This window comes from Albimonas pacifica (assembly GCF_900113695.1).
Taxonomy (GTDB): Bacteria; Pseudomonadota; Alphaproteobacteria; order Rhodobacterales; family Rhodobacteraceae; genus Albimonas; species Albimonas pacifica.
The window spans coordinates 184,050-197,320 of the sequence record NZ_FOQH01000002.1; the positions used below are offsets into that span (position 1 = coordinate 184,050).

Consider the following 13,271-nt stretch of genomic DNA (forward strand, 5'->3'; position numbering starts at 1 on the left):
CATGGAAATCTTCTTCATCTGCGTTCTGGTCGCGCTGATGGCCTTCGCGCTGGGCTCCGGGTTTCCGGTCGCCTTCGCGTTGCCCGGCTCCGCGATCCTGACGATCGCGCTGGCGGCGCTGACGGGCTACGTGCTCGACGGCTCGCCGGACGCCTATTTCGAGGTCGGGGGGCCGAGCCAGTGGCTCTCCGCCGGCGTCACCAACCTTCGAGGGGTCTACTGGGAGGTTGAACGGGACACGCTGATCGCGATCCCGCTGTTCATCTTCATGGGCATCATGCTCCAGCGCTCCAAGATCGCCGAGGATCTGCTGGTCGCCATGGCCCAGCTCTTCGGGCCGGTGCCCGGGGGCCTGGGGATCTCGGTGGTGTTCGTGGGCGCGCTGCTGGCGGCCACCACCGGCATCGTCGGCGCGACCGTGGTCGCCATGGGCCTGATCTCGCTGCCGGCGATGATGCGCAACGGCTATTCGCAGCCGCTCGCCACCGGCACCATCGCGGCCTCGGGCACGCTGGGGCAGATCATCCCGCCCTCGATCGTGCTGATCATCCTCGCCGACCAGCTGGCGTCCGCCACCGACCAGGCCTCCAACGCCCGCAAGGCGCTGCACAAGGCCGCGACGGGCGAGATCTCGATGCCCTCCGAGCTCGACGTCTCGGGCACGTCCGCGGGCGAGATGTTCCTCGGCGCCTTCGTGCCGGGGATGCTGCTGGTGGGCCTCTACATGGCCTTCATCCTGATCTTCGCGCTGCTCAAGCCCAAGCTCGCGCCCGCCGTCCCCTACGAGGGCGAGCGGAACCTGCGCTTCTGGGGCCGGATGCTGCTGATCCTGGTGCCGCCGCTGGCGCTGATCTTCCTGGTGCTGGGCTCGATCATCGCGGGCGTGGCCACCGTCAACCAGGCCGGCGCCATCGGCGCGGCCGGCGCGATGATCATGGCCTCCTACCGCCTCAAGGAGGACGAGCGCGGCGCCTACTGGCCGGCGCTCATCGCCATCGGCTCGCTGATCGCGCTCTACGTCATCGGCACGGTCTGGCCGCTCAACATCAAGGCGATCGGGCCCGAGGACGACCAGACCGGCCTCTACCTCGCCCTGTTCGCGGCGGGCGCGCTGCTGGTCTCGCTCGCCTGGGCGGGCATCCGGGTGATGCATATCGAGGACACGCTGAAGGGCGTGATGGTCGAGACCGCCAAGACCACCTCGCTGGTGTTCATCATCCTGATGGGCGCCGCGGTGCTGACGGCGGCCTTCCGCGCCTTCGGCGGCGAGGAGCTGGTGCGCCACTTCCTGCAGGGGCTGCCCGGCGGGTTCTGGTCGCAGTTCATCATCGTCATGGCGGTGATCTTCGTCCTCGGCTTCTTCCTCGACTTCATCGAGATCGCCGTGGTTGTGGTGCCGATCGTCGCCCCGATCCTGCTGGCCGACCCCACCGCCAACGTCACCGCCGTGTGGCTGGGCGTGATGATCGGCCTGAACATCCAGACCTCGTTCCTCACCCCGCCCTTCGGCTTCGCGCTGTTCTATCTGCGCGGCGTGGCGCCGAGCTCGGTGAAGACGACCTCGATCTACAAGGGCGTGATCGCCTTCATCTCCCTGCAGCTCGGCGCGCTGGCGATCGTGGGGCTCTACCCGCCGCTGGTGAACTACCTGCCGCTGCGGGTGAACCTGACGGCCGAGACCGCGCCCCCCCCGCGCAACCCGCGCCTGCAGACCTGCATCGAGGAGTACACGCTCGACCTGATCCGCGAGGAGGGCGACGCCATCCGCCGGGTGATCTCCGACGGGCGGGCGCTGGACCTGAGCTACCTGCCGCAGGACATCGCGGAGGATCTTCGCGACGGGTTCGACTCGGCCGAGACGGCGCTGGCCACCCTGCCGCAGGCGGACGAGGCGGCGCAGGCGGTGGACCGGGCGGCGGTCGAGTACCGGCCGATCCATGACGAGGTCCGCCGGATCGAGCGCGACATCCGCCGCGAGGAGGCCGCGATCGAGGCGCTGGAGACCAAGCTGCGGCTCAACCCCGGCTCGGAGGCCGAGCAGGCGGAGTCCCGCGAGGAGATCGCCGAGCACCGGGCCCAGATCGAGGCCCTCGCGGCCGAGATCCCGCAGACCTGGGACGCCGCTTACAAGGAGTTCGCGACGCTCAACAAGGCGGAGACGGACCTGCGCCGCGACTATCGGCGCGCCGCCGACGGCGCGGCGGAGGCGGCGATCGCGCTCGAGGCGACGCTGGCCTCGACCGAGGCCCTGCGCGAAATCCGCTCGGAGCTGGCGGCCTTCCGCGCCCGCATCGGGCAGGAGCCGCCGGCCGACCTGGTGGAGCCGGTCTCCGACCTGCGCAGCCGCGTGGGCGAGATCGAGGGGGCCGGCGACGTCCGCTCGGGCGTCAACGACGCCCGCCGGGCGCTGCGCGACTCCGAGCCCAACGAGGCCGAGGCCCTGGCGGCCATGGACGCCGCGCTGGCCGCGCTCGACGCCGAGCTCGCCTGGCGCGACCGGGCGCTGACGGAGCTGGCGCCGGGGCTGGGCGCCTATGTCGACGGCATCACCCGCTCGGTGGGCGCGCGCGCCCTGACGCGGATGCCCGAGGACATGGCGCTCTCGGTGGCGGCCTGCGAGGCGAACCACCACGACCTGTCGCTCGACTTCTGATCGCCGCCGCCGCGCGGACCTCGCGGGCCGCCCCGAAAGGGGCGGCCCGTTCGCATTCAGGGGCGCGCGGGGGGGCGACAGGAGCTGACGGGGCGGGGCAGGGGGGCCCTGCGCTCGGACTCGACAGGGCGGGGGCTGCGGGCGAAAATGAGAACATAAAGGGAACATCCTGCGCCGAGTCGCCCCGCGCATCGGGGCGGCCGGGCGCCCGCCGCCGTTCCCGCGCCGACCCCGCCGCCGCCGACCCGAGGCCGCCATGTCCCTCGACGTTCCCGCCTTCGCCCCCGTCTCCGGCTCCGTCTCCGCCCCCGTCTCCGTGTCCGCGGAGTCCCGGCGGATCCTGTGCCTGTGGCTGCCGCGGCTGGCGGCGGAGCGGGAGCTGCGCCGCCCCGCCTCGGCCCACCTGCGCCTGGGCGAGGCCGAGGCCGCCTTCGCGGTGGCCGAGGAGGGGCCCGCGGGCCTGCGCCTGATCTCCTGCAACGCCGCCGCCGAGGCGGCGGGGCTCGCGCCCGGCATGGGTCTCGCGGACGCGCGCGCGATCCACCCCGCTCTCGCCACCCGGATGCGCGACCGCCTGGGCGAGGCGCGCTTCCGCGAGGGGCTCTCGCGCTGGGCCGGCCGCTTCTCGCCCTGGGTCGCGCCCGAGACGCCGCCCGACACGCCGGAGCTGGCCGGGGAGGGGGGGCTCGCGCTCGACGTCACCGGCTGCGCGCATCTCTTCGGGGGCGAGGCCGAGATGGCCGCGCGCATGGTCGAGGAGCTCGAGGCGCTGGGCCTGACCGCGCAGGCCGGCGTCGCCGACAGCCGCGGGGCGGCCTGGGCGCTGGCCCGCTGCGGCCTGGGACCGGCCCCGGGCGAGGATCCCGCCGACGCCCTGCCGCCCGGGCGCGACGGGGACGCGATCCGCCAGGACGCCCACGCCACGCGGGTGCGCTCGCCCTCCCGCGGGGGGGCGCGGGGCAGCTGGGCGCGGCCGCGGGGCGGGGGGCGGCGGCCGGGGGGCGACGCGGCGGAGCTGAAGCCCGTGCAGCGCGGCCCGGTCGCCATCGCCCCGCCCGGCGGCGGGCGCGCCGCGCTGGCGGGCCTGCCGGTGGCCGCCCTGCGCCTGCCGCCCGCCACCTCCGCCGCGCTGGCGCGGCTGGGGCTGCGGCGGATCGGCGACCTCTACGGCATCCCGCGCGCCACCCTCGCCCGCCGCTTCGGGATCGAGCTGCCCGCCCGCCTCGACCAGGCGCTGGCCCAGGCGCCCGAGCCGGTGTCGCCCGTGCGCCCGCCGCGCCCCCACGCCGTGCGCCTGACCCTGCCCGAGCCGATCGGCCTGCGCCACGACCTCGAGGCGGCGCTGGGCCGCCTGCTGCTGCGCCTGTGCGAGCGGCTGGAGGAGGAGGGGCTGGGCGCGCGCCGCCTGCGCCTCGCGATCCGCCGGGCGGACGGGAGCGGGCAGGCGCGCGAGCTGGGGCTGGCGCGTCCCGGGCGCGATCCGGTCCGGCTGGCGCGGCTGTTCGACCAGGCGCTGGACGACTTCGACGCGGGCTTCGGAATCGACGCCGTGCGCCTGCAGGCCACCGTGGTCGAGCCGTTGCACATGGTTCAGCGCCGGGGCCATTTCGAGGCGCAGGCCGAGGCGGAGTCGCGCCGCAGGCCCGGCGGCGGGGACGATTTCGCCGACCTGCTGGGGCGGCTGGGCTCGCGCATCGGCCTCGACCGGCTGCTGCGCTTCGAGGCCGCCGACACCCATATCCCCGAGAAGACCGCCCGCCTGGTCCCCGCCGCCTACGCCGCGCCGCGGACCGAGCCCTGGCCCGCGCCCCCCGGCCCCCGCCCGATCCTGATGCTGCGCCCCGAGCCGATCCGCATCCTCGAGCCCGGCCGCCCGCCGCCCCTGTTCCGCTGGCGCCGGCTGGAGCGGCGGGTGGTCTTCGCCGAGGGGCCGGAGCGGATCTCGCCCGAATGGTGGCTCGACGATCCCGACTGGCGCGACGGCCCCCGCGACTACTGGCGGATCGAGACCGCGCGGGGCGAGCGGATCTGGCTGTTCCAGACCGCCTCCCGGGCCGCCGTGGCGCGCGGAGAACAGTGGACCTGGTTCGTGCAGGGGCTCTTCGCGTGAGGCGCGCGCTGCGCTGCAAAATAGCGTATGGAGACCGTCTCGGCGGCCGATTCGGGGGACGAATCGGCTCGCCCGGAACAAGGCGTGAGGAGTCGCCTGACATGCCCCCGATCCGCGACGACGGCTCTCGGTCGACGCCGGCGCGCTTGCGCGCCGCCTCGCGTCCGTACGCCCGCGGCGGCAGGGGCCCCCGGACGGAGCCGCCCGCAGCGGGCTTCGTCCCCGACCGTCTCCGCTCCAAGGCGTTGAGCCCGCAGCGCGTCTTCGCGCTTCGGGCCGCCCGCGCCGTCGTCTGAGGGCCGCACCCGGGCCATGACGAACGCTGCGGGCGCCGCAATGCGGCAGGCCGTTGGACGGAGCCATTTTTTCGCCGGATACGCGCCCCGACGCGGCCGTTTCGAACGGCTTTGGTCTAAGCCATGACATGCAGCCGCCGAATCCCCAGCGCCGTGCCTGCCTTCCCGTCGCCAGCCCTCGCCGGACGCCGCAGCGTGCCCTGCGCGGACCCGGCGCGCGGCGCGGCGGCCAGGGTCCGTCCCGGCTTTTCCGACCTACGAGGGGGACTCGCAAACTCATGATCCGGGACGTGTTCCACGCCGCCGCCTGGTCTCTGGACCGCCGTCGCTTCGTCGTCGGCGCCGGCGCCGCCACGCTGATGGCCGCGGCGCCCGCCGCCTCCGATTCGCCCGTCGGCATGGCCCGCGCCCAGGAGGCGCCGCCCGAGGGATTCGGCTTCGAGGCGGTGATCGAACGCGCCCGCGCCCTGGCCGCCGAAAGCCACGCCCCCCGCCGCCAGAGCCCCAACGGCCCCTTCGCCGACCTCGGCTACGACAAGTACCGCTCGATCCGTTACCGCCAGGAGGCGCGGATCTGGCGCGGCGAGAACCGGGGCTTCGAGCTCGACCTGATGCCGCCGGGCTCGATCTACACCGACCGGGTCGACGTCTCGGTGGTCGAGAACGGCGCCGAGCGGCCGCTGCCCTTCGACGCCCAGGCCCTGCATTTCGACCCCGAGCGCTTCGGCCTGCCCGACGGCCGCGCCCCCGAGGGCGCGGGCGAGGGGCTGAGCTGGACCGGCTTCCGCATCCGCTTCCCCCTCAACCGCCCCGAGGCGATGGACGAGGTGGCCGTCTTCCAGGGCGCCAGCTACTTCCGCGGCGTCGCGCGCAACCAGATCTTCGGCCTCTCGGCGCGCGCGCTCGCCATCAAGACCGGCGCGCCGGGCGGCGAGGAGTTCCCGGTGTTCACCCATTTCTGGGTCCACCGTCCCGACGAGAACGCCGCCGAGATCCTGATCCACGCCCTGCTCGACAGCCCCTCGGTCGCCGGCGCCTACGAGTTCCTGGTGCGGCCGGGCGCCGAGACCACGATGGACATCCGCTCGGTCCTGATCCCGCGCGACGACATCCAGGAGATCGGCGTCGCCCCCCTGACCTCGATGTACTACTTCGGGGCCAAGGAGCGCGGGCGCGTGGACGACTACCGCGACGCGGTGCACGACAGCTCCGGCCTGCAGATGCTGACCGGCGCGGGCGAGCGCCTGTGGCGCCCCGTGCAGAACCCCGCGACGCTGCAGATGTCCTTCTTCCAGGACGAGAACCCCAAGGGCTTCGGCCTGGTGCAGCGCCAGCGCGACTTCGCCTCCTATTCCGACGCCGAGGCGCGCTACGAAAAACGCCCCTCGGCCTGGGTCACGCCGGCGCAGGGCTGGGGCAAGGGCGGCGAGATGCTGGTCGAGATCCCGACCCAGTCGGAGTTCAACGACAACATCGTCAGCTTCTGGCGCCCCGAGCAGGCGCTGGAGGCCGGGCAGACCTACAGCTTCGACTATCGCCTATACTGGTGCGGGCTGCCGCCGGACGACGCGCCGACCGCGCGCGTCGTCTCGACCCGCGGCGGCCGCTCGATCCACGCCGAGAACAGCCGGCTGCTGGCGGTCGACTTCGACCTGGGCGACCGCGGCATGGCCGGGATCGAGCCGCGGGTCGAAGTCTCGGGCGCCCCGCTCGAGAACGTGCATTTCTACGGCGTGCCCGGCGGCAGCCGCGCCCGCGTGGTGATGCGCTTCCAGCCGCCGGCGAACGCCGGCGTCGAGTTCCGTCTTCAGCTTTTCGAAACCACGAGCGGCGAACCCGTTTCCGAGACCTGGCTTTACCGGTGGACCCCGTCATGAACGCCCCCACGACCTTCAAGACCGGCTCCGACGCCCGGCCCGACATCGCCTCGGCCGGCCCTGAAACCGCGCCCGAGACGTCCAACGTCGCCTCGCTGGGCGCCCGTGCGGCGGGCCCCACCCCGCCCCGCGCGCCCCTGTCGATGCCGCCGCAGGATCTGCGCCGCTCGCCCCCCGCGAAGTTCCGCCAGCAGTCCTGGCGGACCATCGGCGCGCGCATCCTGACCTTCGGCGGCGCCCTGGCGCTGACCGTGCTGGGCGCCGACCAGATGCTGCGCGCCTTCGACCCCGAGGCGGTGAACGGCCTGCAGATCGCTTTGCGCGCCCTCTTCGTCGTCACCTTCGGCTGGATCGCGCTGTCGGCCTGCGCCGCGCTGGCGGGGCTGCTGTTCGCGCCGAAGCCGCCCCGGACCGACGCCTCGGTCCCCCTGCGCTCGCGCACCGCGATCGTGATGCCGGTCTACAACGAGGACGCCGCCGCCTCCTGCGGGGCGCTGGCCGCCATGGCGCGCGGCCTCGACGAACTGGGGCACGCGCGCAACTTCGAGATCTTCGTGATCTCCGACAGCCGCGACCCCGACGTCTGGGTCGAGGAGACCACCGCCGTCGAGGCCCTGCGCCGCGAGCTCGCGGGCGTGATGCCGGTCTGGTATCGCCGCCGCCCCCACAACACCGCCCGCAAGTCCGGCAACGTGCAGGACTTCGTCGAGAAGTGGGGCGGGCGCTACGACTTCTTCCTCGCGCTCGACGCCGACAGCCTGATGGAGGGCGCCACCATCGCCGAGATGGTCCGGCGGATGGAGGCGCGCCCGCGCCTCGGCCTCCTGCAGTCGAACCCCGCGCTCGCCTTCGGCACGACCCCCTTCGCGCGCCTGCAGCAGTTCGCCGGCGCCCTCTACGGGCCCGTGGTCGCCCGCGGCGTCGCCGCCTGGCAGGGCACGGACGGCAACTTCTGGGGCCACAACGCCCTGATCCGCACCAGGGCCTTCGCCGCCTCCGCCGGCCTGCCCGAGCTCGCCGGCCGCAAGCCCTTCGGCGGCCACGTCCTCTCCCACGACTTCGTCGAGGCGGCCCTGCTGCGCCGCGCCGGGTGGGAAGTGCGCATGGACCCCGACCTCGGCGGCAGCTGGGAGGGCTCTCCGCCCTCGCTGCTGGCGGCCTCGGTGCGCGACCGGCGCTGGGCGCAGGGCAACCTGCAGCACGCCAAGATCATCGGCGCGCGCGGCCTTCGCTGGCCCAACCGGGTGCATTTCGCCATCGGCATCGGCTCCTACCTGATGTCGCCGATCTGGCTGATCATGATCTGCGTCGGCCTCGCGCTGACCGCCCAGGCGATCTGGTTCCGGCCGGAGTATTTCGCCTCCGCCTTCCAGCTCTTCCCGACCTGGCCGCGCTTCGATTCCGAGCGGATGCTGACCCTGTTCCTGGTCTCGATGGGCCTGCTGATGACCCCCAAGATCATCGGCATCGTCAACGCCATCGTCGTCGGCGAGCGGCGGCGCGCGCTGGGCGGCGGGTTCCGCATCCTGTGGGGCGCGACCGCCGAGATCCTGCTCTCCGCCCTCGTCGCGCCGGCGATGATGATGATGCAGAGCCGGCACGTCTTCGACATCCTGATGGGCCGCGACGCCGGCTGGGTCCCGCAGGAGCGCGAGGGCGCCGCCCTGCCGTGGCGCATGGCCGTGGCCGCGCACTGGGGCCATGTCTCGATCGGCGTGGTGCTCGCGGTGGCGCTGTGGTTCACCCAGCCCGAGGTGCTGATCTGGCTGTCGCCGGTGCTGGTGGGCCTGGCGCTGTCGCCGCTGATCTCGCGCGTCTCCGGCGATCCGAAGGTGGGGGCCGCCCTGCGCCGGATGCGCCTGCTCGACACCGCCGGCGACCTGCGCCCGTTCCCCGCCGCCCTGAAGGCCGAGGCCGCCGAGGCCCGGATCCGCGACGGCGTGGCGGGCAGCCTGACCGCGCTGCTCGCGCGTCCCGACCGCTTCGCCGACCACGCCTCGGGCGTCGACACGGAGCTGGAGGAGGAGGCCGACGACGAGCCCCGCCGCCTCGCCCGCGTCACCGCCGCGGCCAAGATCCAGGCCGCCTCCTCGCCCGCCGAGGCCCTGCGCTGGATGTCGCGGGAGGAGCGCACGGCCCTCGCCGGCCGGCGCGACCTGCTCGAGGCCTGGCGCGCCTGCGGCGACGGCCCCGACCCGGCGGTCAAGGCCGCCGAGTGAGCCCGATCGCAAAGGCCCGGCGCGCGCGCCGGGCCTTCGTCGTTCCGGGCCCCGGGGGGGCCTGAAGGGGCCTCGCCCCCGGCCCTCAGCCGTCCATGGTCACCGCGATCTTGCCCACCACGCCGCGGTCCTCCAGCGCCCGCAGGGCGTCAGCGGCCCGGTCGAGCGGGAACAGCCGCGACACATGCGGGTTCAGCTTGCCCTGCGCGTGCCACTCGCCCATCCGCTTCCAGGCCGCGAGCAGCTTTTCGGGGTGGCGTCGGCCGAACTGGCCGGCGCGCACGCCCACGATCTCGATCTCCTTGATCAGCACGATGTTGGAGGGGGCGGGGCGGATCGCGGACTTGTCGCTCTCCGACCCCGCGCCGGTGAAGCCGATGACGGCGAGCCGCCCCTCCGGCCGCAGCACCCGCAGGCCGAGGTCGAAGAGCGGGCCGTTGACCGGGTCGTAGACCAGGTCCACGCCGCCGCCGCCGATCTCCTTGATCGTCTCGCGCAACTGCGGGTCGGCGGGGTCGAGCACGTGCTGCACCCCCTCGGCCCGCAGCATCTCGCGCTTGGCTTCCGAGGAGGCGGTGGCGATCACCCTCGCCCCGAGCGCGAGGCCGATCTGCACCGCGCCCAGCCCCACGCCGCCGGCGGCGCCGAAGACCACCATGGTCTCGTGCGGCTGCAGGCGTCCGCGGTCCACCACGCCCACGTAGCCCGTGTAGTGGCCGACGTAGAGGGAGGCCGCGGCCGCGTCCGACATCCCCTCGGGCGTCGGCAGCAGGGAGGAGGCCTTCACCGTCGTCTCCTCGGCGAAGCCGGCGCCCGCCGCGCCGACCATGGCGACGGCCCGGTCGCCGGGCTTCCAGCCCTCCACCCCCTCGCCCACGTCGAGGATCGTGCCCGCGGCCTCGAGGCCCGGGACGAAGGGCGGCTCGGCCCTATGCTGGTAGAGGCCGCGGGTCATCAGCAGGTCGGGATAGTTGGCCGAGGAGGCGGCGAGCCTCAGGCGGACCTCGCCCGGACCGGGGGCGCGGCTGGTCCAGTCCTGGACGCGCACGGCGTCGGGGCCGGTCAGCGCGGTGCAGACGGCGGCGCGCACGGTTCTGTCGCTCAACGGGGATCCTCCTGCGGGCCGTCTCGCGCGGCCCCTTCGCGGGCGCGGGGGCGCCCGGCGGGCAGGGTCGACCGGCCGGCAGGCAGGGGTCAAGCCCCTCCGGCCGCGCAGTCCCGGCTCAGCGCCAGCGCAGCACCCGCTTCTCCAGCCGCCCGATCAGCCAGCTCACGGTCAGCCCGAGGATCGAGAGCATCGCCACCCCCGCCACCAGCTGGTCGGTCGCCATCAGGTTGCCCGCCAGCAGCACGTAGGCGCCGATGCCGTATTCCGCGCCGATCATCTCGGCCGCCACCAGCAGGATGATCGCGATCGAGGCCGAGATCCGGAACCCCGACAGGATCGCCGGCATCGCGCCCGGCAGGATGATCTTGCGCACGATCGACCAGCGCGACAGGCCGAAGCTCTGGCCCATGCGCACCAGTCCCCGGTCCACCCCGTCGACCCCGCCGTAGACCGCGATCACCGTGGGGAAGAAGGTCCCGAAGAGGATCGTCGCGACCTTCGATTCCTCGCCGATCCCGAACCAGATGATGAAGAGCGGCAGCAGCGCGATCTTGGGGATCGGGAAGAAGGCCGCCACCAGCGGCACGATGCCGGCGCGGGCCAGGCTGAAGAGCCCCGCCGCGAAGCCCACCGCGATGCCGAGCAGGGTTCCGAAAATCCACCCCTGCACCAGCCGCGACAGCGAGGCCTGGAGGTGCAGCGCCAGCTGCCCGGAGCGGGCGAGGTTCGAGAACGCCTCCAGCGCCTCCGACGGCGCGGGCAGCACGATGGGGCTGATCCAGCCCATCCGCGAGCCCGCCTCCCACGCCGCGAAGAGCGCGGCGAAGACCAGCGGACCCACCCAGCGGCGCGGGGTGGGGCGGAATCCGCCGCCGCGGAAGGGGACCGGGCGGGCGCCGGGGGCGGGCTCGGTCCGGGGGGCGGCGCCGGGCAGGGCTGCGTCAGACATCGGCGATCTCCTGGTCGGCGGCCATCGCCTCCTCGCGCATCAGCTCCCACAGGCGGGTCTGGTGGGCTTCCAGCTCGGCGGCCCGGGCCTTCCGCTCGGACAGGGGCATGTCGATCTCGACGATCTCGCGCACCTGGCCGGGGCGGCGCGAGAGGACGACGACCTGGTGGCCCAGGCGCACGGCCTCGGCGAGGTTGTGGGTGACGTAGACGGCGCCGAAGCGCTCCCGCTCCCACAGGCCTTGGAGGTCGTCGAGCAGCAGTTCCCGGGTCTGGCTGTCGAGGGCCGAGAGCGGCTCGTCCATCAGCAGGCAGGCGGGGCGCACGGCCAGCGCGCGGGCGATCGCCACCCGCTGCTTCATGCCGCCCGAGAGCTGCCGGGGCAGGGCGTCGGCGAAGTCCGACAGCCCGGTGCGCGCCAGCACGTCGGCGATGATCTCCTCGCGCTCGCGCCGGGACAGCCTGTGATCCTCCAGCGCCAGCGAGATGTTCCCGCGCGCGCTGCGCCAGGGCAGCAGGGCGAAGTCCTGAAAGATGTAGGTCAGCGGGTTGAGGCTGCCCGCGGGCGGCTCGCCGGTCATCGTGACCTGGCCCTCGTCCGGCCGCTCCAGCCCGCCGAGAAAGCGCAGCAGCGTGGACTTGCCGCAGCCCGAGGGGCCGACGAGGCACACGATCCGCCCCGCCGGGGCCGCGAAGGAGATGTCGCGCAGGACCTCCACCCCGTTGTAGCGGTGCGAGACATGGGCGAGGGCGAGGTCCATGGCGGGCTCCAGAAACGGCCGGGGCCGGCGCGGTCGCCGGCCCCGAGAGGACGCGAGGCCGGCGCAGGGCGCCGGCCTCGGAGGGATCAGTTGGTGGGGACGTAGCTGGCGTCGACCAGCTCCTCGGTGGTCAGGCCCTCGGGCGCGAGCCCGTGGGCCTTGAACCAGGCGAGCTGCTTCTCGACGTCGGCGACGTCGAGGTCGGTCGACATGTAGACGGCGCCGGCCTTGATCGAGGCGGCCGCCTGCTCCAGCGGCTGGTCGGCGTAGACGTAGCCGTGGATCAGCTCGACCATCGCGTCGGTGGTCGCGGGGTCGGGGGTCTCGGCCAGGAAGGCGGCGGCGTAGTCCTCGACCCCGCGCTGGTAGGCGCGCAGGAAGCGCTCGACCATGTCGCGGTTCTCGGTGGCGTTCTCGGTCGAGGTGAAGACGGTGGTCACCTGGTAGGGGCCCATGTCCTTCAGCCAGCCGATGATGTGGGCGGCCCCGCTCGCGTCCAGCGCGGCGGCGATGTGGGGCACCATGGCGATGGCGTCGACCTGGCCCGACTTCAGCGCCCCGATCATCGAGCCGACCTTCTGCAGGGGCTTGAGGTCCATGTCCTCGACCGAGAAGCCGTTCGCCTCGGCGAAGAGCGCCGCCTGGTAGTGGAAGGAGGAGCCCTGCTGGGTCATCCCGAAGCTGCGCCCCTTGAGGTCGGCGGGCGTCTTCAGCCCCGCCTCGAAGGCCTGGTTGGAGGCGAGCAGCGCGGTGCCGTTGGCCGAGGGATCCTCGGCGTAGAGGCCCGCGACCACCTTCAGCGCGCCCTTGTCGGCGAGATTGAAGAACCCGCCGGTCAGCGCGGTGACGCCGAAGTCGATGTCGCCCGAGGCGATGGCGACCGCGACCGGCTGGGCGGCCTGGAAGAACTTCAGCTCGACCTCCAGCCCCTCGTCGGCGAAGTAGCCGCGCTCGAGCGCGATGAAGCTCGGGGCGTGCGAGGTGAAGCGCAGGGCGCCGACGGTGACCTTGTCGGCGGCCGAGGCGGGCTCGGGCAGGATCGCGCCCAGCGCGGCCGCGCCCATCGCCGCGGCGCCGGCGAGCCGCATCCAGCCGCGTCGGCTGAGCGCCGCCCAGGTGTCGGTGGTCTTCATGGTCGTCCTCCCTGGCGCCGCCCCTGGTTCCCGGTTGCGGTCCGGGCGGCCGTGTTCAACCCCTTGAGTCTCGTCCCGCGCCCCGCCTGCGTCGCGCTCCGCGACGCCCCGGGGGGCCGGTGGTCGGGGATTAGCACCGCCTCGGGGCCTGCGCAAACCTGCCGCA

At 73.8% G+C, this 13,271-nt stretch carries 8 protein-coding genes; 4 read left to right on the forward strand and 4 right to left on the reverse strand.

Annotated features, from left to right (window positions below):
* Window position 1 precedes the first annotated feature (1 nt).
* The 4 genes from BM064_RS03675 to mdoH all read left to right on the forward strand — a co-directional run bounded on the left by BM064_RS03675 (window position 2) and on the right by mdoH (window position 9,155).
* Window positions 2-2,653 carry a TRAP transporter large permease gene (locus tag BM064_RS03675; protein ID WP_092858005.1) on the forward strand — a complete coding sequence of 884 codons (2,652 nt, stop codon included), beginning with the start codon at window positions 2-4 and terminating at the stop codon, window positions 2,651-2,653.
* A 256-nt stretch (window positions 2,654-2,909) separates the two neighbouring features.
* Entirely contained in the window at window positions 2,910-4,763 is a 1,854-nt protein-coding gene (locus tag BM064_RS03680; RefSeq protein ID WP_092858007.1) for a Y-family DNA polymerase, read from the forward strand.
* A 574-nt stretch (window positions 4,764-5,337) separates the two neighbouring features.
* Window positions 5,338-6,936, forward strand: coding sequence for an OpgD/OpgG family glucan biosynthesis protein (locus BM064_RS03690; protein WP_177236134.1), 1,599 nt, complete (start codon window positions 5,338-5,340; stop codon window positions 6,934-6,936).
* Window positions 6,933-9,155 (forward strand): glucans biosynthesis glucosyltransferase MdoH, encoded by a 2,223-nt coding sequence (mdoH, locus tag BM064_RS03695; RefSeq protein ID WP_092858013.1) that lies wholly within the window; start codon window positions 6,933-6,935, stop codon window positions 9,153-9,155. The genes BM064_RS03690 and mdoH overlap by 4 nt, the downstream gene beginning before the upstream one ends.
* Window positions 9,156-9,240: 85 nt before the next feature.
* Here mdoH and BM064_RS03700 read toward each other — a convergent pair whose 3' ends face one another.
* From BM064_RS03700 to BM064_RS03715, 4 genes are all read right to left on the reverse strand, one after another.
* Window positions 9,241-10,260, reverse strand: coding sequence for an NADPH:quinone oxidoreductase family protein (locus BM064_RS03700; protein ID WP_143103251.1), 1,020 nt, complete (start codon window positions 10,258-10,260; stop codon window positions 9,241-9,243).
* 118 nt (window positions 10,261-10,378) lie between these two features.
* Window positions 10,379-11,212, reverse strand: a complete 834-nt coding sequence (locus BM064_RS03705; RefSeq protein ID WP_092858017.1) for an ABC transporter permease — start codon at window positions 11,210-11,212, stop codon at window positions 10,379-10,381.
* Window positions 11,205-11,972, reverse strand: coding sequence for an ABC transporter ATP-binding protein (locus tag BM064_RS03710; RefSeq protein WP_092858019.1), 768 nt, complete (start codon window positions 11,970-11,972; stop codon window positions 11,205-11,207). The genes BM064_RS03705 and BM064_RS03710 overlap by 8 nt, the downstream gene beginning before the upstream one ends.
* An 86-nt stretch (window positions 11,973-12,058) precedes the next feature.
* The gene (locus BM064_RS03715; RefSeq protein ID WP_218160944.1) at window positions 12,059-13,105 is read right to left on the reverse strand and encodes an ABC transporter substrate-binding protein; all 1,047 of its coding nucleotides are present in this window, start codon (window positions 13,103-13,105) and stop codon (window positions 12,059-12,061) included.
* Window positions 13,106-13,271 lie beyond the last annotated feature (166 nt).

What these genes read in the sequence shown, in the direction of transcription:
- BM064_RS03680 (WP_092858007.1), top strand. Translation starts at nt 2,910, where the DNA reads ATGTCCCTCGACGTTCCCGCCTTCGCCCCCGTCTCCGGCTCCGTCTCC.
- BM064_RS03675 (WP_092858005.1), top strand. Translation starts at nt 2, where the DNA reads ATGGAAATCTTCTTCATCTGCGTTCTGGTCGCGCTGATGGCCTTCGCG.
- BM064_RS03705 (WP_092858017.1), bottom strand. Translation starts at nt 11,212, where the DNA reads ATGTCTGACGCAGCCCTGCCCGGCGCCGCCCCCCGGACCGAGCCCGCC.
- mdoH (WP_092858013.1), top strand. Translation starts at nt 6,933, where the DNA reads ATGAACGCCCCCACGACCTTCAAGACCGGCTCCGACGCCCGGCCCGAC.
- BM064_RS03710 (WP_092858019.1), bottom strand. Translation starts at nt 11,972, where the DNA reads ATGGACCTCGCCCTCGCCCATGTCTCGCACCGCTACAACGGGGTGGAG.
- BM064_RS03715 (WP_218160944.1), bottom strand. Translation starts at nt 13,105, where the DNA reads ATGAAGACCACCGACACCTGGGCGGCGCTCAGCCGACGCGGCTGGATG.
- BM064_RS03690 (WP_177236134.1), top strand. Translation starts at nt 5,338, where the DNA reads ATGATCCGGGACGTGTTCCACGCCGCCGCCTGGTCTCTGGACCGCCGT.